At 43.5% G+C, this 21,630-nt stretch carries 18 protein-coding genes and 3 tRNA genes; 11 read left to right on the top strand and 10 right to left on the bottom strand.

What is annotated here, in order from left to right; genetic code table 11:
* Window positions 1-14: 14 nt before the first annotated feature.
* Genes sdhA through sdhC form a run of 3 tightly spaced genes read right to left on the bottom strand, consistent with a single transcriptional unit; the run spans window position 15 to window position 2,497 of the window.
* Window positions 15-1,778: a succinate dehydrogenase flavoprotein subunit gene (gene sdhA, locus KS2013_RS04770; RefSeq protein WP_068990491.1), complete on the bottom strand. Its 1,764-nt coding sequence runs from the start codon at window positions 1,776-1,778 to the stop codon at window positions 15-17.
* Window positions 1,779-1,781: 3 nt separating this feature from the next.
* Complete coding sequence (sdhD, locus tag KS2013_RS04765; RefSeq protein WP_068990488.1) at window positions 1,782-2,129, bottom strand: succinate dehydrogenase, hydrophobic membrane anchor protein; 348 nt, start codon at window positions 2,127-2,129, stop codon at window positions 1,782-1,784.
* The gene (gene sdhC, locus KS2013_RS04760; RefSeq protein WP_068990485.1) at window positions 2,123-2,497 is read right to left on the bottom strand and encodes a succinate dehydrogenase, cytochrome b556 subunit; all 375 of its coding nucleotides are present in this window, start codon (window positions 2,495-2,497) and stop codon (window positions 2,123-2,125) included. Before sdhC ends, sdhD begins: the two co-directional genes overlap by 7 nt.
* A gap of 335 nt (window positions 2,498-2,832) precedes the next feature.
* On the opposite strand from sdhC, the gene gltA reads away from it, so the two are divergent.
* The 4 genes from gltA (at window position 2,833) to KS2013_RS04740 (ending at window position 10,283) form a co-directional block, all read left to right on the top strand.
* Complete coding sequence (gltA, locus tag KS2013_RS04755; RefSeq protein ID WP_068990482.1) at window positions 2,833-4,128, top strand: citrate synthase; 1,296 nt, start codon at window positions 2,833-2,835, stop codon at window positions 4,126-4,128.
* A 253-nt stretch (window positions 4,129-4,381) separates the two neighbouring features.
* Window positions 4,382-5,467, top strand: coding sequence for a tryptophan 2,3-dioxygenase family protein (locus KS2013_RS04750; RefSeq protein ID WP_068990479.1), 1,086 nt, complete (start codon window positions 4,382-4,384; stop codon window positions 5,465-5,467).
* Between the two features lie 267 nt (window positions 5,468-5,734).
* Entirely contained in the window at window positions 5,735-8,149 is a 2,415-nt protein-coding gene (locus KS2013_RS04745; RefSeq protein WP_068990476.1) for a sugar-transfer associated ATP-grasp domain-containing protein, read from the top strand.
* Entirely contained in the window at window positions 8,136-10,283 is a 2,148-nt protein-coding gene (locus KS2013_RS04740; RefSeq protein ID WP_068990473.1) for a tetratricopeptide repeat protein, read from the top strand. Before KS2013_RS04745 ends, KS2013_RS04740 begins: the two co-directional genes overlap by 14 nt.
* A gap of 72 nt (window positions 10,284-10,355) precedes the next feature.
* Here the strand turns inward: KS2013_RS04740 and KS2013_RS04735 are convergent, their stop codons facing one another.
* Window positions 10,356-10,868 (bottom strand): GAF domain-containing protein, encoded by a 513-nt coding sequence (locus KS2013_RS04735; protein ID WP_068990470.1) that lies wholly within the window; start codon window positions 10,866-10,868, stop codon window positions 10,356-10,358.
* Window positions 10,869-11,074: 206 nt separating this feature from the next.
* On the opposite strand from KS2013_RS04735, the gene KS2013_RS04730 reads away from it, so the two are divergent.
* The 4 genes from KS2013_RS04730 to KS2013_RS04715 all read left to right on the top strand — a co-directional run bounded on the left by KS2013_RS04730 (window position 11,075) and on the right by KS2013_RS04715 (window position 14,221).
* Window positions 11,075-11,272, top strand: coding sequence for a DUF1289 domain-containing protein (locus KS2013_RS04730; RefSeq protein WP_068990467.1), 198 nt, complete (start codon window positions 11,075-11,077; stop codon window positions 11,270-11,272).
* A gap of 75 nt (window positions 11,273-11,347) precedes the next feature.
* Entirely contained in the window at window positions 11,348-12,745 is a 1,398-nt protein-coding gene (gene asnS, locus KS2013_RS04725) for an asparagine--tRNA ligase (RefSeq protein ID WP_068990462.1), read from the top strand.
* Between the two features lie 104 nt (window positions 12,746-12,849).
* The gene (locus KS2013_RS04720; protein ID WP_068990458.1) at window positions 12,850-13,062 is read left to right on the top strand and encodes a CBU_0585 family protein; all 213 of its coding nucleotides are present in this window, start codon (window positions 12,850-12,852) and stop codon (window positions 13,060-13,062) included.
* Between the two features lie 4 nt (window positions 13,063-13,066).
* Complete coding sequence (locus tag KS2013_RS04715; protein WP_068990454.1) at window positions 13,067-14,221, top strand: C15 family peptidase; 1,155 nt, start codon at window positions 13,067-13,069, stop codon at window positions 14,219-14,221.
* Window positions 14,222-14,236: 15 nt separating this feature from the next.
* Here KS2013_RS04715 and KS2013_RS04710 read toward each other — a convergent pair whose 3' ends face one another.
* The 4 genes from KS2013_RS04710 to KS2013_RS04695 form a co-directional block, all read right to left on the bottom strand.
* Window positions 14,237-14,788 (bottom strand): nitroreductase family protein, encoded by a 552-nt coding sequence (locus KS2013_RS04710; protein ID WP_068990451.1) that lies wholly within the window; start codon window positions 14,786-14,788, stop codon window positions 14,237-14,239.
* 120 nt (window positions 14,789-14,908) lie between these two features.
* Window positions 14,909-15,451, bottom strand: coding sequence for a hypothetical protein (locus tag KS2013_RS04705; protein WP_068990447.1), 543 nt, complete (start codon window positions 15,449-15,451; stop codon window positions 14,909-14,911).
* 107 nt (window positions 15,452-15,558) lie between these two features.
* Entirely contained in the window at window positions 15,559-16,134 is a 576-nt protein-coding gene (locus KS2013_RS04700) for a hypothetical protein (RefSeq protein WP_083217787.1), read from the bottom strand.
* Between the two features lie 723 nt (window positions 16,135-16,857).
* Window positions 16,858-16,933: transfer RNA gene (locus tag KS2013_RS04695), tRNA-Glu, on the bottom strand.
* 297 nt (window positions 16,934-17,230) lie between these two features.
* Here KS2013_RS04695 and KS2013_RS04690 point away from each other — a divergent pair.
* On the top strand, window positions 17,231-17,695 hold the full coding sequence (locus KS2013_RS04690; RefSeq protein ID WP_068990444.1) for a hypothetical protein: 465 nt from the start codon (window positions 17,231-17,233) through the stop codon (window positions 17,693-17,695).
* Window positions 17,696-17,798: 103 nt separating this feature from the next.
* Here KS2013_RS04690 and KS2013_RS04685 read toward each other — a convergent pair.
* A tRNA-Glu gene (locus tag KS2013_RS04685) sits at window positions 17,799-17,874 on the bottom strand.
* A gap of 103 nt (window positions 17,875-17,977) precedes the next feature.
* A tRNA-Ala gene (locus tag KS2013_RS04680) sits at window positions 17,978-18,053 on the bottom strand.
* Between the two features lie 127 nt (window positions 18,054-18,180).
* Between KS2013_RS04680 and KS2013_RS04675 the strand changes: the two genes are divergently transcribed.
* Together KS2013_RS04675 and KS2013_RS04670 are read left to right on the top strand one after the other, a co-directional pair.
* Complete coding sequence (locus tag KS2013_RS04675) at window positions 18,181-20,226, top strand: S9 family peptidase (RefSeq protein ID WP_068994400.1); 2,046 nt, start codon at window positions 18,181-18,183, stop codon at window positions 20,224-20,226.
* 188 nt (window positions 20,227-20,414) lie between these two features.
* Complete coding sequence (locus KS2013_RS04670; RefSeq protein ID WP_068990440.1) at window positions 20,415-21,623, top strand: efflux RND transporter periplasmic adaptor subunit; 1,209 nt, start codon at window positions 20,415-20,417, stop codon at window positions 21,621-21,623.
* The last annotated feature ends 7 nt before the right edge of the window (window positions 21,624-21,630 follow it).

Genomic DNA, 21,630 nt, shown 5'->3' with positions numbered 1-21,630 from the left:
TTTGACGTTACGGATTAATAAGTACGAGCTTTCGGAGGGAAAGCGTCGACTTTTTCAGGATGCATATTAACATCGCGAGTACCCATTTCTTCAGTTTCTGGGTAATACACTGAGTGTGCTAACCAGTTTTCATCATCACGATCCGGGTAGTCTTCACGACTGTGTGCACCACGACTCTCTGTACGGAACTCTGCAGCCATGGCCGTTGCGTAAGCAACTTCCATTAAGTTTTCAAGCTCTAGAGACTCAATTCTCTGAGTGTTAAAGCTCTTAGACTTATCTTTAAGTACTGCATTCTTAAGTCGTTTACGCAAGTCTTTAACCTTTTCGAGACCTTCCTTCATCAAATCGCCAGTACGGAATACACCAAAGTGATTCTGCATGGTTTGCTGAAGTTCTTTACGCAAATCAACAACGTCTTCACCGTCTGTTGACTCTTCCCAACGGTTATAGCGAGCCATTGAGCGCTCAGCATCCGCGTCATCGAAATCAGAGAATGGTAGTCCTTCTCTTAACGCTTCTTCCAGGTGTAAACCAGCTGCTCGACCAAATACAACAAGGTCAAGTAGAGAGTTACCGCCCAAACGGTTAGCACCATGCACAGATACACATGCTACCTCACCCACGGCGTAAAAGCCTTTTACGACTTTCTCTTCACCATTAGGTTTACGGTCAATTACCTGGCCATATTTATTAGTAGGAATACCACCCATCATGTAGTGACAGGTTGGAACTACAGGTATCGGATCTTTTGCCGGGTCAACGTGAGCAAAGATTTTGGAAAGCTCACTGATGCCAGGCAGGCGCTTGTTCAATACCTCTTCACCCAAGTGATCTAGCTTCAAGAACACATGGTCACCGTCCTTACCACCGCCTCGGCCAGCAAGAATTTCCTTCATCATAGAACGTGCTACAACATCACGAGATGCCAAGTCTTTGGCATTCGGAGCATAACGCTCCATGAAACGCTCACCATCTTTATTGATGAGGTAACCACCTTCACCACGACAACCTTCTGTTACCAGGGTACCCGCTCCAGCAATGCCTGTTGGGTGGAACTGCCACATCTCAATATCTTGTACAGGTAAGCCGGCGCGTAGTGCCATACCAACACCATCACCTGTGTTAATAAGGGCGTTAGTAGTAGATGCATAGATTCGACCAGAGCCACCTGTAGCGAATACAGTGGCGCGAGATTTAAATAACGCAACTTCACCTGTCTCAATAGACATAGCAGTTACGCCACACACATCGCCTTCCTCATTACGGACGATGTCCATCGCATACCATTCATTGAAGAATTGCGTCTGAGCAGCCAAGTTTGCTTGATATAGAGTGTGAAGCAATGCGTGGCCTGTACGGTCAGCCGCTGCTGCTGTACGTGCTGCTTGCTCACCACCATATTCTTTTGACTGACCACCAAATGGACGCTGGTAGATTTTACCATTGTCCAGACGTGAGAATGGTAAGCCCATGTGCTCCAGCTCATAAACAGCTGCAGGGCCATTTTCACACATATACTCAATCGCATCCTGGTCACCGATATAATCCGAACCTTTTACAGTATCAAACATATGCCAGCGCCAGTCATCCGGGTGAGAGTTACCCAGTGCTACAGTAATACCACCCTGAGCAGAAACTGTGTGCGAACGAGTAGGGAAAACTTTAGAAATCAATGCGACTTTCTGACCGCTTTTTGCTAACTGCAACGAGGCACGCATACCAGCGCCACCGCCGCCAACAATCACGGCATCAAAAGTGTAAGTAGGTATAGACATGCTTTATAAGCTCCACAATATCTGGATGCCCCACACAATAAGTGAAAGACATATCACAATAACAATCGCCTGGAAAACGATACGAATGCCTACTTTAGGCATATAGTCCGTTGAAACGATCCACAACCCAATCCAGGCATGAACCACAACTGATAACAAGGCTAATAATGAAAACACCTTCATAAAGGTGCTGTCGAACAAGCCCTGCCAGGCAGCAAACGTAATCTCTGGTGTTGTTGCAAAAAAGTAGCCCAGGTAAATAACGTAGGCCAACATGATTACCGCTGAAAGGCGTTGCAACACCCAGTCGTGCAGGCCAGAGCGGCCCAAGCTCGTAACGGCAGTTACCATACCCATACTCCTAATAATACTGCTGAGATGACAGAAAGTAACAACACAGCCCAAGCGCCGCGTCGGCCACCCTCAAGCGTTTCGCCAATGCCCAGATCCATTAACAAGTGACGAACACCTGCAATGACGTGATAAGCAACAGACGTCAAAATAGCCCAAAGGATAAACTGCCATACGATAGATTCTGAAAACATAGCCTGTAGTTCGGCATAACCGGCACTATCAAGCGACTTTTGCAGCATCCATAAAAGAATTGGCACAGCGATGAATAGAACAACACCTGTAATACGATGCAAGATTGATGATATTGCAGGTACAGGGAAACTTACCGTAGTAAGGTCTAAGTTTTTAGGTCTCTTTTTAATCACAACGTATCTTTTAAATTTGTGCCTTGGTCGAAAGAGGCGTGAGTTAATGTTCTCGTCGGGATTTTCTACAACAGTAAAACATATGTTCGACCCAGAAAAAACGATTTACCCGACGAACTCCCCAGTGATACATAGTTCAGTTCGAAATTATATAAGTGCTTGTCGCCGATTACAATTATTTCCCCTACCAATTTAATGGTCATTGTTATTTCTTATGGCTTAATAGAAAACTGCATAAAATTAATTTATGAAAATGATTCAAAATTTTGTAGAATGTGTGGCCTCTCTAGCTTTTAGATTAAAAAGTAAGCAATTTATTGTCCCGAGGAGACTATATGTCGGATAAAACAGCTAAACTTAGCCTACCAAATGGCGAAGAACTCACCCTAGAGGTACTTTCACCGAGTCTAGGTAAAGATGTCGTTGCCGTTGGTGCATTAGGGAAAGCGGGTTATTTCACTTACGACCCGGGCTATGTATCTACTGGTGCCTGTGAATCAAAGATCACTTATATTGATGGCGCCAAAGGACAGCTACTTTATCGCGGTTATCCAATCGAACAGCTAGCGGATAACTCAAACTTTGAAGAAGTTGCCTATTTATTGCTCAATGGCGAACTGCCGAGTAAAGAGCAATACGAAGAATTTGTGGCTAAAATCAACAACCACACCATGGTTCACGAGCAAATGATGAGCTTCTTTAACGGCTTCCGTCGTGACGCTCATCCTATGGCAATCATGGTATCTGTAGTTGGTGCATTGTCTGCGTTCTACCACGACTCGCTGGACATTAACGATCCTAAGCACCGTGATATCAGCGCCCTACGCCTGATTTCTAAAGTGCCAACTATCGCTGCAATGTGCTACCGCTACTCAGTAGGCCACCCTTTCGTTTATCCAAATAACGATATGAGCCTAGCAGAAAACTTCTTGAACATGATGTTCAGCATGCCGTCAGAGAAAGATTGGAAACCAGATCCAGTTCTAGTTAAAGCAATGGATCGTATCTTCGTACTGCATGCCGATCATGAACAGAATGCTTCTACATCGACAGTTCGTCTAGCAGGTTCATCAGGTGCTAACCCATTCGCAGCAATTGCATCAGGCATTGCCTGTCTTTGGGGGCCAGCACATGGCGGCGCCAACGAGGCTTGCTTGAACATGCTGCGTGAAATCGGTGATGTTAAGAACATCCCAGAATATGTAGCTCGTGCGAAAGACAAAAATGATCCATTCCGCCTAATGGGCTTTGGTCACCGCGTATATAAAAACTTCGACCCTCGGGCTAAAGTTATGCGTGAAAGTGCTCACGAAGTATTAGAGCTATTAGGTAAGAATGACGACCCAACATTTAAGGTTGCTCTAGAGCTTGAAAAAATTGCTTTGGAAGATCCTTATTTCGTTGAGAAGAAACTCTATCCAAACGTAGATTTCTACTCTGGCGTTATTCTGGACGCTATTGGAATCCCAACCAATATGTTCACGGTTATTTTTGCTCTATCTCGTACCGTAGGCTGGGTATCACAGTGGAATGAAATGATGGGTGAATCAAGTCGTAAGATTGGTCGTCCTCGTCAGTTGTACACTGGTGAAAAAGCAAGAGATTATGTTGATATTAATTCGAGAAAATAAAGGCCGGGGCTTAACTCAAAAAAGTTAAAATCTTTGCTGACATTATTTTTTTGAAATGTCTATAATCAAGCGGGAGTGGTTAATAATCACTCCCGTTTTTTATTTTGGGTGCAATTTACTTTGCCTTGTTAGGGATGATACTTGTCGAGCACACACTCTAAACAACTATCCATAACCTTGCCTGTTATAAAGTAGCAACCAAAACATAAATATCGATACAGAATAACTCAGAAATAATTAAAGCTGGTGGAATATGCAAAAGAACGTTAAGCCTTGTTATTACTCGGAATATTTACAACTTGATAAATTATTGGATGCCCAGCACCCTGAGAGCAAAAACTATGGTGATGAAGCTCACGATGAAACCCTGTTCATCATTGTTCATCAGGCCTATGAGCTGTGGTTCAAACAAATACTACACGAAATTCATGCCATCCTGCCCGTGCTTTCCAAAGATCATGTTGGTGAGGATAAACTCAGTACTGTTAACTTACGCATAGAAAGAATTCACCGTATTCAAGAAGTGCTGGTCGATCAAATCGATATTCTCGAAACAATGACCCCGCTGGACTTTCTGGATTTCCGTGATTATTTAATCCCTGCTTCCGGCTTTCAAAGTATTCAGTTTAAGGAACTCGAGATTCTTTTAGGTTTGAAGTCTGAATTCCGCATCAATTTTGATAAGAAGTCATTCTATAATCGTCTTAATGAAAAAGACCGTAACTATCTCATGGATCTTGAAGAGCAACCTAGTCTGTTCGACGCTATAGAGAACTGGCTTGAACGTATGCCTTTCCTTGAGTTTGGCGACTTTAAGTTCTGGCAGATGTATAAAGATGCCGTCGAGAAAATGCTTAATCACGATGAAAAAGTTATCAAAGACGCAGACTACCTGACTGACGCCGAAAAAACATTCCAGCTCAATGACCTCGCCAATACCCACGCAAACTTTGATGCTCTGTTTGATAAAGATAAATACCAGGAATTAAAAGACCAGGGCAGATTCCGCCTGAGCCAGGAAGCCACTTTAAGCGCTCTATTTATCAATCTATATCGCGAGCAGCCGATGTTAAACTCCCCTTTCCGCTTGTTACAGGGCCTGGTAGAAATTGATGAGAACTTTACTACCTGGCGTTACCGCCATACCACTATGGTTCATAGAATGCTGGGCACAAAAATTGGTACAGGGGGCTCATCAGGGCACGACTACCTGAAGCAAACAACTCAAAATAACCGCTTCTTCAGGGATTTGTTTAATTTAACCACCTTCCTTATCCCACGCTCTTCTTTACCAGAGCTTCCTCCAGAAGTTTTAAAAGCCGTTAATTTTCATCTGTAATGGAATCTTCAACGCCCGGTACAATATCGGGCGTCTTTTGCAAAACAGTGTAGAATGGAACTAATATGGCTTAGTAGCGTCAAAGCTCAGATTTGGTGTGATTTCGTAAAGTTTCTATGGAGTTAATAGAATGATACGGTTAGTAACTTGTGAGCTTTTTCACATTCATATCGCTCTAATGCTTTAAAATTGCGCCAGCATTAAATTTACACTAGTAGAAAGGTCAAGGATGCGCCTGCTATCTAGTCAACCTGTGGCTATTAGTGAATGAGTATAGTAAGACAATTAAATAAACCTTCTGTATGGTTTGCCCTTATTGGGCTTACCTTGCTGGCCTTGCATTTCTGGTGGCAGCCATCACATGTTAAACAGCTGGGAGCAGAGTTGCTCCACCGCTACTCATTGACTATGTCTTTTGATGCGGCGAATGAGGATATTGTTACTCGAACCTATTTGCCTCTGACCAATGATCGCCAGGAAGTTATCAATGAGTCTTTACAGTCGGGAACACTGGAATTTACCAATGACGAATCCTTAATTGGCCGACAGGGAATCTGGAAAGGATTTTCTACGACACCCATTCGCTACAATGCGATTATTTCTTCGCGTGAACAAAAGTATGAAATTGATCCTGAGCTGGATATTCCTACCGACTATCCTCCTCATCTCAAGCGATGGCTGGAACCCACAGAATTTATTCAGGTGAATGATCCTCGAATTCTAGAACTGTGGATGAACATACAACCAAAAGAAAGAAAGCTACTTTCTACTCTCGAAGCCATACACGACTATACTTATAACGAAATTGAAGGCGCCCCCTTTAAAGGCACCACAGACGCCATTACCACCATGATTCTGAAACGAGCCAGCTGTAATGGCAAAAGCCGACTGTTTGCAGCTTTAGCCCGTTTGAACGGCATACCGACTCGCTTAGTTGGTGGCGTCATACTGGAAACAACCAAAAAGAAAACCTCTCATCAATGGGTCGAAGCATATATTCAAGGACACTGGGTCCCTTTTGATCCCTTGAATGATTACTTCGCTCAGATACCTCATCATTATCTGGAGCTATACATTGATGATCAGGCATTGTTTAGTCATACCCGCAACATCAACTTTGACTATATTTTCGATATTAAGCGTGAGCATATAGCCGCACCACTCCTGCGTTTTGATAATGACGAAGGAGCATTCTTTAATGCAGCTTCACTGTTAGCCAAAATTGGTATCGAAAACAAAACGGCAGGGATATTCTTATTGTTCCCATTTGTCGCATTCTTGATTTCCTTCGCGCGTAATGTTTTAGGAGTAAAAACGTTCGGTATTTTCATGCCAATGCTGGTCTCAGCAGCCTGTATCTATACTGGCTTCTGGATGGGACTGGGAGGATTTGTCGGTGTCCTTTTGACCGCGTGGCTAGGCCAGCTTTTCTTTGATAGACATAAGCTACTCAAAATCCCGAGACTCGCAGCGATTATCACCTTAAACACCATGCTGTTTATTGCTATTTTCATGGTGCTAGGCGATCAGACACCATTACAGATGGGTATGATGACCCTGTTCCCAGTCGTCATTATCTCCTTCATCGCAGAACGTCTGAGCAATATGACTCAGGACAATAATTGGCGGGAACTGTTCATAACCAGCCTCGGTAGTGTCGTGATGATATCGCTGTGCTATCTGGCATTCTCATCAATTACGCTGCAGAGCTTTTTTGCACTTTACCCTGAAAGCTTACTACTTGTGATGGCCGCACAAATCTTTATTGGCCAGTGGACAGGACTTAGGATTTCTGAGTATTTACGCTTTAAAAAGATCAATACTCAAAATAATACGCTGGGTATTAACAAGCGCAACAGGGATTATGTCTATCAGTTGAACGAACGTAAATTGCTTCAACTAGCCATTGATAAAATAGAAACCAAAAAAGTGTTACTACAGCAAGGCGTCCCTGTGCCACAAACCTTGGATATGTGTGATAGTTTCAGGGATTTGGACGACTTTGTGGAGCATTTACGAGACTTCAAAAGCTTTGTCGTAAAACCCAATAGAGGATCACAGGGTAACGGTATTCTGGTCATTGTGAATAACGATGATGGCACCTTTGTTACTGCCTCTGGCAAACGCCTTAGCCTGATGGATATTCGTTATCATGTTTCAGAAATTATTACGGGTAACTTCGCCCAGGACGGAGCGCCTGACACGGCTTACATTGAGCCGTTACTGATTGAGCATCACCGAATCTCTGAAATTGCTAATCTTGGGTTAAGTGATATCCGGGTCATACTATGTAATCAGGAAATTATCAGCTGTATGCTGCGTGTTCCTACCAAGTTGTCTGAGGGCAAAGCTAACCTGCATCAGGGAGCCATAGGCCTTAGTGTTGATATCGAAACCGGCTTAACAGCAAAATGTAGTTTCAAGGGCAAGCAGCTGGATAAACATCCAGACTCAGGCTCCCAACTATTAGGCCATCAGATACCTTTCTGGAACAAGATAAAAGAAATCGCTCAGAACGCTCAGAAGGCGATCCCACTGGGATATATTGGAGTAGATATCTGTATTGATGAAAAACTGGGACCAATGGTACTGGAAGTGAATGGCCGTCCGGGTCTTGAAATTCAAAATGTCCAGCACAAAGGTTTCTCTGGAGAGATGGAGACAGCTCGTGACCGAATATAAATACAATAAAGGGATCTCCGCACCCGCACTCTGCCTAATAGCGCTCGCTCTGACTGTAATTCTAGTCTTGGTCGAGCACAATGAGCGTGAAGTCTTAAACGAAGGAACTTTGATTCAGATTGAAGTCGATGACAGTACCAGTGAAGGCGTTGACTCGACCAATGACAATGATGAATACGATGTTCCAGCTCCTGCTCCTGGTAGTAATGGCAGCGATAAAAATATTACCGATGAAGTGGTTAAGGAAACGACCTTGGTTTTATCTAAAACCGATGTCTACAAAAAAGTTCTTTGGCGAATCCATCGAATTGATCCATTAAAAGGCTTTAGTGAAAAAGACAAAAATGAAATTTTGTTTAAAGCTGCTTTAAAGCTATTTGCCAAAGGTGATTATGAACGCACTCATAAAATCATCGGCAAGTTGCCAAGGGAAGTACGTCATGAAGAGAGACCAGGCTTCTACTATGCCCTAGCTTTAACCAAAGACAATGAGAATGATGAAGCAATCAAAGCCTACCAGGAACAGCTTGAGAGATTTCCTCATCACCAGGCAAGTGCTATTAACTATGGCCTGCTGTTACTCGAAGATAAACAGTATGAAAAAGCCGTCACAGCATTCAAGTATGCAATCAGCACCACAAGCAGTCGACGAAAATCCAAGTCATACCGTAATCTTGGCCGAGCCTATTATGAACTTGGAAAGTATGAAGATGCAGTTAAAAGCTACACCAAAGCGATTGAGTATCAGCCTAACAACAGTACTAGCTGGTTGAAACTTGCTGAAGCACAGCAGGAGTTACCAAAATATTCTCAGAAAGAAGTGCTGGAAACGTATCAGAAATCCATTTCCTTAGCTCCCAATCGTTATCTGCCGGCTTTAAAGAGAGCGAATTACCTGTTTTCAGAACTGATGTTCGCCGATGCAGCTAAGGATTATAAAGAAGCTCGTAAACGCTCCAGCGATCTTGCCGAGACAGCCTTAATGCAGAGTATTAACTATCTGGCTGCGGGCGATCTGGAAGCCGCGGACAAATCACTTGGCTCGGTTAAACAATCAAACGATGATGAAGAAATGTTGATTGATTTAGTCAAGGCATTAAGTAATGAAAAATATGACCGGGCTGAATCCCTTGTTAAGGATATCGGGGACGAAAAATCCTTTAAGTATGATGAACTGTACGACTATTTACGTATAAAGCTAGCCGTCATACAGAATGAGAAAGACATCGTTCGCTCATTCGATCAGGACTTATTCGAAGATCCTCTGGTTGGCTGGCCTTGCCAGCTTGAGTACACACGCATTCTGTTCCAACAGGAAGCGTACAAAAAAGCAGAAGAGTTTTCTTCAGAGCTTGCTTCTAAACTTCCTAACAGTGCCGAAGCACACCTTATTAACGGTCAAGTTCAGCTTAAGAACAAGCAAATAACCTCAGGATTCCAGAGCCTTAAGCATGCTTATAACATTTATCCGGAAAGTCGCCGCGTGGCATTTATTTATGCTCAGTCACTTTTTGAATATGAACGTTATGCGCAAGCCGTCTCCGTAACTGACTCGCTGATAAAGCAGCACCCTAAGTTCGTTGCAGCTTATGAACTTAAAGCGCAGACGCACAAGGCGATGAGTCAGTATGATTTAGCCAAGGAAGCCTACAGACAGGCTTTTGAACTTGATGATAAAAACCTACACTCGGCGTATGAGCTAGCTAAGCTAGAATCTGAGCTTGGTAATGATAATCAAAGCCTCGACATTCTCAATGAACTGATTGAGCGAGATTCAACATACCTTGAAGCGCGACAGCTAAAAGCCATTTTACTGTGTGACGCCAGACGTTATGCCGAATGCGTTGATGAAGCAGAAAATATCGTTAAGCTCGACGAGAATAACCAGGGTGCCAAAGCTTTGATAAAGGAGTACGAATCTTTAGTCGAGAAACCCAAAGAGACTGCGCCTGAAGAAGAACCTGAAAATGGTGGAGATTCCTCGGATGAAGACCAGGATCAGTCTGAGCAAGAAAACGATCAGCCAGATGAGTCAAATGAGGAAATACAAACTAGTGACACCTCGCAGCCATCGGACGATAAAGAAGCTGATAGCGATGAGACCAGCTCAAAGGAAGCAGACAGTAATAACTAGTCCATCACACCAATTTATAAAAAACTCCCATTATAGGGAGTTTTTTTATACCAATAACTAGTTATGTAAATCCTAAGCCAAATTGGTTTTATCTAGGAAGACCTTGGCCAGCAACTCAAAACCCTGGGCATCTTCCATATCAAACCGCCCTTTTACGGGACTGTCGATATCCAGTACTCCTTTTACCTGTCCATCAACAATCAGGGGAACCACAACCTCGCTTTGAGATTCTGCGTCGCAGGCTATGTGTCCCTCAAATTGATCGACATCTCTGACTAACTGCGTCTGGCGTGTTTCAGCAGCAGTACCGCAGACACCTCGACCAAATGGAATATGCACACAGGCGACTTTCCCCTGATATGGCCCTAATATCAGGCTGGCAAATTTTTCCGGGTTAGTCAGGTAGAAGCCCGCCCAATTGAGATCCGGCAACATCTGGAATATAAATGCCGAGACCTGGGCCATATTGGTCACCATATTGGTATCCTCCCCCAATAGTGCCTCTAGTTGTGCACCCAAAAGGCGGTAATAAGCAGGCTTATCTTCTCGATATTCTTCAATTTGACTGGGCTCTAACTCAAACATGGACTTTTAGACGTTTAAATAGATATTTTGCGCACAATAACTTACAAACTACCCCAATACAAGTGCATTCTTGGCCTTCGCATATAACCAGCAGAAATAACTAGATATAGTGTCAAAATCAGCTAAAGACCACTAGCAATACGCCAATTCTCACGGTAACATAATGCCAGTATTGTTAATAAAATAAGTATTGGAGATCTAAAGAAGTGTCAATTTCGGCCAAAGGCAAACGTAGCCCCACCGCTTCACCTTGCATCGGTACCTGTAGCACGGTTCTGGGCGATGAAGTCTGCCGAGGATGCGGGAGAACCTTTGAAGAAGTACTAAACTGGCATAATTTTACCGATAACGAAAAAAAAGCAGTCAATTTTCGCCTAAAAATGGAAGGCAAATTAAAGTTCTAATACAATACCCCTTCTTTTTTGAACGTATAACACGTAACCACAATAACCTAATAAGCCGAAACGGAGCTTAACACTATGTTAGTAACTATTGTCGATGCCCTTGCGGGGAAACCAGGCATTGGTGAAGAGGTCACCGTCCAAGGGTGGGTTCGCACTCGTCGCGACTCAAAAGCTGGGTTGTCATTCATCAACGTGCATGATGGCAGCTGTTTTAATCCTATCCAAGCCGTAGTCGACAATAATATTGAGAATTATAATTCTGAGGTTATTAAGCTGACTGCTGGCTGCGCCGTAAAAATTACGGGTAAGCTGGTCGAGTCGCAAGGTAAAGGTCAATCTTATGAAATCCAGGCGACTCAGGTTGAAGTCGTTGGCTGGGTTGAGGATCCTGACACTTACCCTATGCAGCCAAAACGTCACAGCATGGAGTTCTTGCGTGACAACGCACACTTGCGTCCAAGAACCAACATTACAGGTGCGGTGACACGTGTACGTAACTCCATAGCACAGGCAATACACCGCTTCTTCCATGAAAACGGTTTTAACTGGATTCATACTCCGATCATTACCGCTTCTGATGCAGAAGGTGCCGGTGAAATGTTCCGTGTCAGTACCCTGGATCAAATGAACCTGCCGAAAGACGACAAAGGCAATATCGATTACAGCAAAGACTTCTTCGGTAGTGAAGCTTTCCTGACGGTATCAGGTCAGCTAAACGTTGAAGCATATGCAATGGCTATGTCTAAGGTTTACACCTTTGGTCCAACGTTCCGAGCAGAGAACTCCAATACCAGCCGTCACCTGGCAGAGTTCTGGATGGTCGAGCCTGAAATTGCATTTGCAGATTTACACGATAACGCCGATTTAGCGGAAGAGATGATGCGCTATGTGTTTGAAGCCGTATTAAACGAGCGTGAAGACGATATGGCCTTCTTCCAGCAGCGTGTCGATGGTGAATGTATCAACCGCCTACGTAACGTTATCGATAACAAGTTTGAACGCCTGGATTACACCGACGTTATTGATATCCTGAAAAAGTCGGGTAAGAAATTCGAGTTCCCTGTCGAATGGGGTATCGATTTACAATCTGAACACGAGCGCTTCATCGCAGAAGAGCATGTCGGCCGTCCGACCGTAGTCATGAACTACCCGAAAGACATTAAAGCCTTCTACATGCGCTTGAATGACGATGAGAAAACCGTTGCCGCAATGGACGTACTGGCACCGGGTATCGGCGAAATCATTGGTGGCGCACAGCGTGAAGAGCGACTGGATGTTCTGGACAAGCGAATTGCAGAAATGGGATTACCGGCTGAACATTACTGGTGGTACCGCGACCTGCGTCGCTACGGTACGGTTCCACACGCAGGTTTTGGTCTAGGCTTCGATCGTTGCGTGTCCTACGTAACAGGCGTAGCGAATATTCGTGATGTCATTCCATTCCCTCGAGTACCGAATAACGTTAAGTTCTAAATAGTGTTATTCAGTTACATTGAGTAACAGTTTAAGGGCTGCATTTTTGCAGCCCTTTTTATATGCTGATATAGTCATCATAGACCAACCGGGGAGCCTTCACTATGAGCACAGGAAAGAAGTCGAAAAAAAACAAGACCATAACTAAATCTGGTTATAAAAGTGAAATTACCCAATTCCTAGAAGAGCTGGATGAGACCATTCATCCGGACTCCCCTGCCCGCCAAGCTGAAAAAAAGAAATACGACGAGATTAACGAAAAGCGTGACAACCCAGACTACGAAGAAAAAACATCCAAAATTTGGAAGGGCTTTTAATCAGATGAACAATATTCTTCTCGCCGCCGGTTTAATGCTTGCGGCAGCCAGTTCCTATGCCTCTATCGACATTACCGTTGAAGAAATCCGCTTGTATAAAGCCGATGACGTAATCCCTGAAATCGTGAACCGCTATGATGAACAGGCAGAGTCTTTCTCTAGCCAACTTCAGGAGACCGAAAACTTTTCTGCGGCAAAAGAGCTTACCGTAAAGTATGCAGAGGCTCTATGGGATAAGGCCACTAGTGACTTACAACATACAGAGTCAAGTTATGACGATCGTCCGCTTTATTGGGCTCGGTTGAAAATGACCAAGGCCCTACGATTACGAGGAGAGTCTCTAGGTTTAACATCAAAGCAGGTTCAACAACTCATATCCATGGTTGAACACCATTCTCGTGGCTACAACGATATTAAGTTTCAAAATGACTCTAATGTTAAAATTTTAATTACAGGTTTCGACCCTTTTCTTCTGGACAGAAATATCAAGCAAAGTAATCCGTCGGGAGTTGCTGCACTGCGACTGGATAACCAACGGATCGAACATGACGGTAAAGTCATCGAAATCCAGTCAGCCATGTTCCCAGTTCGCTACCAGGACTTTGATGATGGCTCAGTTGAAACAGTTGTTGAGCCCTACCTCAAGAATAACTCAATTGATATGTTGGCGACTATCAGCATGGGACGGGAAAATTTTGATTTGGAGCACTTCCCCGGCCGACGTCGCTCAGCTTCAGCGCCAGACAACAACAATCTCTACTCAGGTGGTTCTGACGAATCCCCTCTCATTCCTAAACAGGGAAAAGAGCTTTTGCAGGGACCCGAGTTCGTTGAGTACTCGTTACCCTATGAAGCGATGATGAAAGCTGACGGGCCTTATGAAATTAATGATAACCGCAAAGTTACGACCTTAAATAAAACCTTTGAGCCAAACACTCTTGATGAGCTTAAGGGGGAAGTTGCCGTTCGTGGCGGCGGTGGCGGCTATCTGTCCAACGAAATCTCCTACCGAACCGTGAATCTTGGAAATAAACTGGGAACAACCGTGCCTACCGGGCATATCCATACCCCAAGAATTCAGGAATATGATAAAGACGTGATAAAAGCGATTGTCGAGCAGATTAAAAAGATGCTGGTAATCGGAGTTACCAATTCATAAATTGTGAAGGAAGGCTCAACCCTTCCTCACAAAATTCTCAACCTCAGGAATAGGCTTCGTCTTAAGCTCTACCGATGGAGTGCCAAGATAAATAAAACCAACGATCGTATCCTCGTAATCCAGTCCTAATGGCGCTTTCATGTGGTCATTGAAGGCCAAACTACCTGTACGCCAGTATGCGCCATAACCAAGGTCATAAGCTCCCAATATCAGGTTTTGAACTCCGGCACCTGTAGACAGCACTTCTTCGATGTGCGGAACCTTAGGGTGGTTATTTGCTTTAGCTACTGCCACAACAACCATCGGCGCTCGGTGAGGTTTTTTCTTTAACTTCTCTTGGGCAGCTTCATCTAATTCAGGATTATCTTTTAAGCTCGCCTGAAGCATGTAATCGCCAAAACGATTAAGCGCTTCCTCTCCTTCAAAAACAATATACTCCCAAGGCTTCAACCCTTTATGATCAGGCGCTCTCAAAGCGGCCTTGAACATCAGCTCTAAATGCTCTTCTGAAGGAGCTGGCGCTTCCAGACGTCCGCATGAAACACGGTTAATAATAGACTCGATCATTGTGAATGATTCTCAATTAGAATTTATGAGTGAATGATACAATATGTGAAAAGAATAGGCTAATTAATAGTTGGTTAGGGATATTTTGATAGGAGTAACGCGTCCGTCTTCCGTGACTTGTTATGGCTTTAAATCCCCAGACCAACCTGAGGCGCAGGTCAGAATCCCATTTTCTTGGATAGCCGGATTTCGATATATCATTTTTTCGAAAGCATCCACCTGTTCATAAATGCTAGTCACCTGCTCAGGCGTTAAATAAGGATCCCATTCATTCGCCAATAACTGATCAATTTCTGCCAGCGAGGCGATTTCTCTTTCCCTTTTTATTGGCTTAGCGTGAGCCATGCGGTCCCTGATCATCTTTAGCTCTTTGAGCGTTTTAAAAGGCTCCTCAGATTCATTAAATTTATAGCCCAAATTCTCACAAACCTTTCTGAGCTTGACATGATACTTATCTCGTTCATCCCATGAAGGAACGACCGCCTCTCCTGAAAAATTGATCAACGCTTCTACGGTCAAACCCAGCGCCAACAGACAGCTCATACAATCCAACGCGATAGAGTCCGGCGTTTCTGCATGCTGCTTCTGTTCAATAACTTGAAGATGGTAGTAGGCCAAATTGAATAAGTCGTGATGAGGATAAATTTCTGCCTCGTGTGCCATATCCTTACCTCTTTACTATCCGTATGCCATAAAGACAGGTTTAGTGGCGGCTGAAGCGCAGCGTAAGTCGTCCCAGCCGTGCTCTTCGCGGCGCCTACAACCGTTTGTTAGCTTTGACCACATTTTGCTATCTTAGCCAAAGACTCTTCCCAAGTAACTTCCGCATCGAAACTTTCTACAAGGTCATCATTTGTGCTTTGGCCGGTAAAGGCGCCCATGCCATGTTGAAGCATATAAGTTGGCTTATATTCAGGAGCGCCTAAACTAGATAGCTTTTTACAGAGCTCAGCATTGCTTGACAAAATATTTGTTATTTCTGATTGCAATTTTTCCATAGATTCTTGTGATTGAGAGCTAAAAGTATTCATACGCAGAACACTGATTGCCTGATGCGCTGTTTTATCGGAAACTCGCTTAGTATCAAAGTAACCGTAAGCCATGCCAGCAAAATACAGTTCCGCCGCATTTTCATAGTTATTTTGAGATAAGCAGATATTTAGACCAGTAAAAATATCTACCGGGTTTTGCTCATTTGAAAGCTTGCTAATTTCTACACAACCAGATGGCTTAGGTGATTCTAGATTACCTTGTGCCTGGTAGTTGGTGACGCTTCTAGTCGGTGTTGAACTACAGGCTGCCAGCGCTAAAGCCGATAAAGTAGTAACTATAATAAATTTGCCCATTTTTTTTATGATTCTCCTATAGAAGCTAACATAAGAATACAGCGCATGGCTTGTATCTTATTGAATTAATTGTTTTTTATTTTTAATGTTCTGTTTGGCGGGAAATACCCCTATAAAGCGAACATTAACAATATACTTGTTTTTATGAATACTCGCAAAATCAATGGGTTGTGGGAAGTGAGTGAAGAGCGTCCCCTAATATTCTTATATACATAAAAATAATTTCTGAGAATTAAGAAGGCAACGGCAAGCCCCCCCTTTTAAGTTAGCCTCATGGCACAAAATTGCCGTGTAAATTGGGCATGGACAGCCCAATTTAGCAAGACGAAACAGGGAAGTTTCGTGGTGACTGAAAGGAATGCCCGTGGTGCGGCACGAACAGTAATTTTGTGGCATGAGGGAAACGCGTAAGCGTCTAACTTTTGGGGCGAGTTTTTTGGTTCGTTTTTTGCTCGTATAAACGACCAAAAGGAGCCCCTTCAGGGGAAATGAACATTAAATTAAACCGCAGATTATAGACAGTGATAGAAAGCTGCCGTAGGGGAGGCCGAAAATTGCATCCATGCATTTTCGGCACTTCCGCTATCTGACCGCCAGGGATGGCGGGAATACTGTGTTTGTTGGGAACAAACTCAGTGCATGGCGGTCATCGAATGTTTAAAAGCTCCGCTACGGGAAATGTAGACATAAAAAAACCTGGCATATAGCCAGGTTTCTTTTATGTGGCATCCCGTAGGGGAGTCGAACCCCTGTTACCGCCGTGAAAGGGCGGTGTCCTAGGCCTCTAGACGAACGGGACACAAAACTTGTTGTTGTTGGCGTTTGTTACTGTATGCCTCCAACGCGGGCGAAATAATAATGTTATCAGGGACGTTTGTCAAAGCATAATTGCACTTTTTTTTAGTTTTCGACGTTTTTTTTTATTTTTTGTTCTAATATCAATCACTTTGGTTATTTTTCATTCTGTAAACGGTCTGTTGCCTATGTAGAAGGAAAACTTGTGATGTAATTTACTTGAGCCAAACTACTCCATCAGAATTATATGCACTGTGACTCTCAGTAGTCATATATCTATTTATTGAGATATAGTAACTGTATGAGCAGGCATAAAACGTTTACACAACAACTGAAGAATAACAGCTTGGCGATAATTGGTCTGGTTATCGCAGTCATTGCTTTAACCTATAATACCTGGCGAAGCTCCACCAGTGAGCTCAATAGAAATTTTCGCAATGCTGCGTTTGAGCTTATTCTGCAACTGGGTGAGCTGCAAAGTATTACTAATGACCTGCACTTTAATGCCCCTGACGTTAAGTCACAAGAATGGCAGCGACATTATGATAAAAGTTTAATTGAGGGCTGGGGGAATATAGCACTAATTGAAGATCTATCGGCCCTTCTTCCCGAAAACTTCGCTGAACAAGCCACAACGCTAAAATCCGCATGGAGTTTCCATCATTCGAAGCTGGGTAATAGAGATACCCGCTCGGAGGAAGAAATCAGCTCTCAAATCAAAAAATTAAGAGAACTAACGCGCGAATTTATTAAAGAACTCGACTAAAAAGATATGTCGTAGCCTGAACAGCTTTTTAGGAAACAGTCCACCCCCATACAGAATATACAGACATAAAAAAAGCCCGACCAAGTGGTCGAGCTTTTTAATGTGGCATCCCGTAGGGGAGTCGAACCCCTGTTACCGCCGTGAAAGGGCGGTGTCCTAGGCCTCTAGACGAACGGGACACAAAACTTTTAAAACTAATGTATTTTTAGTTAATGCGCGGCGGATACGAAGGAAGTTTATTAAAATAAACGACTGAGTATCCAACAAAGCAGTAATAAAAATTGGTGGAGCTAAGCGGGATCGAACCGCTGACCTCTACACTGCCAGTGTAGCGCTCTCCCAGCTGAGCTATAGCCCCAAACAGGCGCGCATTTTAGCATGAGGTCGGGTCCTGTCAACTGCAATTTGAGCAAAAATATCGACTTGCCCGACAAAGCTTTGTATAGTTTTGTCACAATATGAATAAATGAGCATAGTTGATGAATATGAAATACTTAGCGCTGCTAGCAGGTGCTTTTATGGCTGGATATCAGCCGTCCATTGATGCAAAAAACTTTACCGCCGAGGATCTTGTTACTCTTAATAGAGTAAGTGGCGCCACCCTATCGCCTAACGGCTCAACTGTCGCCTATCAGTTGCGAACCACGGACTTAAAAGCCGATAAAGCCCTTTATGACATTTATACAGTTCCTGCCAACGGTGGAGAGACGGTTCAAATAACACAGCACCAGGCGGCCGATACCACACCAATCTGGTCGGCTGACGGTCAGTCGATATATTTTTTATCAAGCCGAAGTGGTTCTAATCAACTTCACCGCTATGACTTAAAGACAGATAACATTGTCCAGGTATCTGATCTTCCAGTTGATATCAATACTTACAAACTATCAAAGGACAATAACTATATCGTATTCAGCGCAACAGTATTTCCTGAGTGTAAAACACTATTGTGTAGCCAGGAAAACTTCGCAGAGGCAAAGGAACGCAAAGCTACTGGCAAGCTTTACCACAAAACCTTTGTCCGTCATTGGGATAAATGGCTAGATGGTACACAAAGCCGTTTATTTAGCGCCAAGCTATCTGATAAAGGTACAACTGGCGTCACTCCCCTCTCCCATCAGCTCGATGGTAATGTTCCATCCAACCCTTTCGGTGGCGCTGAAGAATATACCATCAGTCCAGATAGTGAGACTGTTGTTTTCACTTTACGTATTGCAGATGAAAAAGAGTCTCGCTCAACTAACTTTGACCTGTATCAGGTTTCAATCGATGGCGGTGAAATAACAAACCTGACATCAGACAATAAGGCCTGGGACACTCAGCCGGTATTTAGTCCTGATGGCAGCAAGCTGGCATGGCTTGCTATGGATCGCCCAGGCTTTGAAGCAGATCGATTACAAGTACACATTAAAGACCTGGATTCTGGTGAAGTTTCTAACGTTACTGCTGAATGGGATCGCTCGGTTTCTTCTTACGCTTTTAGTCATGACGGAAAGAAATTATTCATAACAGGTAATAATATTGGCAAAAAATCATTGTGGTCGTTTGATATTGAAGGTCGTGAACCGACACTCTTAACCGAAAAAGGCTATGTCGGCGCTGTTAGTGTGGGTTCTGACAAGCTGATATATCAGTATGATGACTTAAAGAATCCAGCCGATCTGTACCACATGGACTTAACAACGGGTAAAAGCTCTCAAATTACTCAGGTTAATAAAAAGGCCATGTCTGATTTACAACTTGGCGACTATGAGCAATTCAGCTTTAAAGGTTGGAACGATGAAACTGTTTATGGTTATGTCGTCCAACCGGCAGACTTTGACCCTGAAAAAGAATACCCACTTGCCTTTTTAATTCACGGCGGTCCTCAGGGAAGTTTTGGTGATCATTTCCATTACCGTTGGAATCCTCAGACTTATACTGGGCAGGGCTTTGTTGCGGTCATGATCGACTTCCATGGCTCGACTGGTTACGGTCAGGAGTTCACAGACTCGATTACTGGCGACTGGGGTGGAAAACCATTTGAAGATCTACAGAAGGGTATGTCTTACATAGAAGACACCTACTCTTTCATTGATACTGAAAACAGTTGCGCACTTGGTGCCTCTTATGGCGGTTACATGATTAACTGGATCGCTGGTAACTGGCCGGAACAATTTAAATGCCTGGTAAACCACGACGGCATTTTTGATAACCGCATGATGTACTATGCGACTGAGGAGCTATGGTTTGTTGAATGGGAAAATGGTGGCACCTATTTTGACGTACCTGAAAACTATGAAAAATTTAACCCAGTACATCATGTTGATAAATGGCAAACACCAATGCTGGTGGTTCAAGGGACAAAAGATTTCAGAGTTCCCGAAACCCAATCTCTGGGCACGTTCACTGCTCTACAGCGTCAGGGTATACCAAGCCAACTGTTAGTATTTGAAGATGAGAACCACTGGGTACTCAAACCAAACAACAGCATTCAATGGCACCATGTGGTTAATAATTGGTTGCACCAATGGCTTAATGAAAAACAATAGCAAAAACACATAACTCAGTAACCATCTGATTTAAAGGCGCTTTTAAGCGCCTTTTTTTATGTCATGACGTGTCAGCTGTAACATTTGTTAACCTTTTGTCATTACAAATGATTAGTTTCTGATATATCAAAAGCCTATAATGATTGTATCAAATGGTATGAGTACAGAAACGTACATTGCGGGGCTTTATGACAAAACGAATATTAATTGGACTATCAATGGTTGGGACTTCAATAGCGCTAATCGCAGCGCTTATTATGATGAAGCCAGAGCCACCCAAAAAGAAACCTTTTGTTCAAGCTGTTGTTGTTAACACAAAGAAAATTGAGGCCAAAGACATTCAGTTTATTGTCGCGAGCCAAGGCCCGGTACTGCCAGTAGAAAACTCTACACTGGTGGCAGAAGTCAGTGGTCGTGTAACCAATGTGTCTGACAACTTTAGAGTGGGCGCCTTTATTAAAAAAGGAGAAGTTCTATTTAACATCGATTCTGCAAACTATGTGGCTAATGTAAAAAGCAGAGAAGCTGCTTTAGCCCAGGCACAAGCGAATCTACAAGACGCACAAGCCCGAACTAACCAGGCCCGCAAAGACTGGAAAAAAATTGGTAAAGGGGAGCCCTCTCCTTTAGTTCTTAAACTTCCACAATTAAACCAAGCCAAAGCAGCAGTTCAGTCTGCTGAAGCGGACCTTATGCGAGCAAGGAGAGACCTGGAAAGAACAAAAGTAAAAGCTAGCTTTGACGCTTTAGTCCAAAGTAAAACAGTAGGCTTGGGACAGTATGTAAATGTTGGCAGCCAAGTGGCGACATTATACGGCACTGAGTTAGCGGAAATAAGACTACCAGTACCCGACCAGGAACTAGCATTCCTATATCTGCCAGATATGATTGACTTCAAGCAACCACCAGAGGTTCGCTTAACAGGAACTTTTGCCGGTAAAGAAAGGCAGTGGTTCGGGAAAATAATCAGAACTGAGGGTGTGGTAGAAAAGAGTAATCGCCTGACATATCTTGTGGCACAAGTTGAAGACCCATACAACCTGGACAGTGAAATTGAAACGCCGCCACTTAGGTTCGGAGCTTTTGTCAAAGCTGAGATAGCAGGCATCGAAAAAGAAAACTTAATTGCTCTACCTCGTCAGGCATTATACTTCGGAGATACAGTCCTGGTTTTAGAGAATGAGAGCGAAGTAAAGCTTCAGAAAGTTACATTAGCAAGAACCGAGGCAAACACCATTTATATTGAAAGCGGTTTAGAGTCTGGTGATGAAGTAATTACGTCTCCTGTCCACAACCCTGTAAATGGCATGAAAGTTCAACGCGTGGACTCTCAGGTCGATGCTACTGATGCGGCAAACAACGAAACTGCGATGCAAAGCAGTAACACCAATCAATAAGGAATTC

This window comes from Kangiella sediminilitoris (assembly GCF_001708405.1).
In the GTDB taxonomy this organism is placed as follows: Bacteria; Pseudomonadota; Gammaproteobacteria; order Enterobacterales; family Kangiellaceae; genus Kangiella; species Kangiella sediminilitoris.
Note: the sequence above shows the minus strand (reverse complement) of the source record. Positions and strands in the feature narration are given on the sequence as shown.

Bases quoted from the DNA above. Each gene is read 5' to 3' on its own strand.
- KS2013_RS04700 (WP_083217787.1), bottom strand. From the start codon at position 16,134: ATGGGCAAATTTATTATAGTTACTACTTTATCGGCTTTAGCGCTGGCA.
- KS2013_RS04735 (WP_068990470.1), bottom strand. From the start codon at position 10,868: ATGTTTGAGTTAGAGCCCAGTCAAATTGAAGAATATCGAGAAGATAAG.
- KS2013_RS04675 (WP_068994400.1), top strand. From the start codon at position 18,181: ATGAAATACTTAGCGCTGCTAGCAGGTGCTTTTATGGCTGGATATCAG.
- sdhD (WP_068990488.1), bottom strand. From the start codon at position 2,129: ATGGTAACTGCCGTTACGAGCTTGGGCCGCTCTGGCCTGCACGACTGG.
- asnS (WP_068990462.1), top strand. From the start codon at position 11,348: ATGTTAGTAACTATTGTCGATGCCCTTGCGGGGAAACCAGGCATTGGT.
- KS2013_RS04715 (WP_068990454.1), top strand. From the start codon at position 13,067: ATGAACAATATTCTTCTCGCCGCCGGTTTAATGCTTGCGGCAGCCAGT.
- KS2013_RS04690 (WP_068990444.1), top strand. From the start codon at position 17,231: ATGAGCAGGCATAAAACGTTTACACAACAACTGAAGAATAACAGCTTG.
- KS2013_RS04670 (WP_068990440.1), top strand. From the start codon at position 20,415: ATGACAAAACGAATATTAATTGGACTATCAATGGTTGGGACTTCAATA.
- gltA (WP_068990482.1), top strand. From the start codon at position 2,833: ATGTCGGATAAAACAGCTAAACTTAGCCTACCAAATGGCGAAGAACTC.
- KS2013_RS04750 (WP_068990479.1), top strand. From the start codon at position 4,382: ATGCAAAAGAACGTTAAGCCTTGTTATTACTCGGAATATTTACAACTT.
- KS2013_RS04710 (WP_068990451.1), bottom strand. From the start codon at position 14,788: ATGATCGAGTCTATTATTAACCGTGTTTCATGCGGACGTCTGGAAGCG.
- KS2013_RS04705 (WP_068990447.1), bottom strand. From the start codon at position 15,451: ATGGCACACGAGGCAGAAATTTATCCTCATCACGACTTATTCAATTTG.
- KS2013_RS04745 (WP_068990476.1), top strand. From the start codon at position 5,735: ATGAGTATAGTAAGACAATTAAATAAACCTTCTGTATGGTTTGCCCTT.
- KS2013_RS04720 (WP_068990458.1), top strand. From the start codon at position 12,850: ATGAGCACAGGAAAGAAGTCGAAAAAAAACAAGACCATAACTAAATCT.
- sdhA (WP_068990491.1), bottom strand. From the start codon at position 1,778: ATGTCTATACCTACTTACACTTTTGATGCCGTGATTGTTGGCGGCGGT.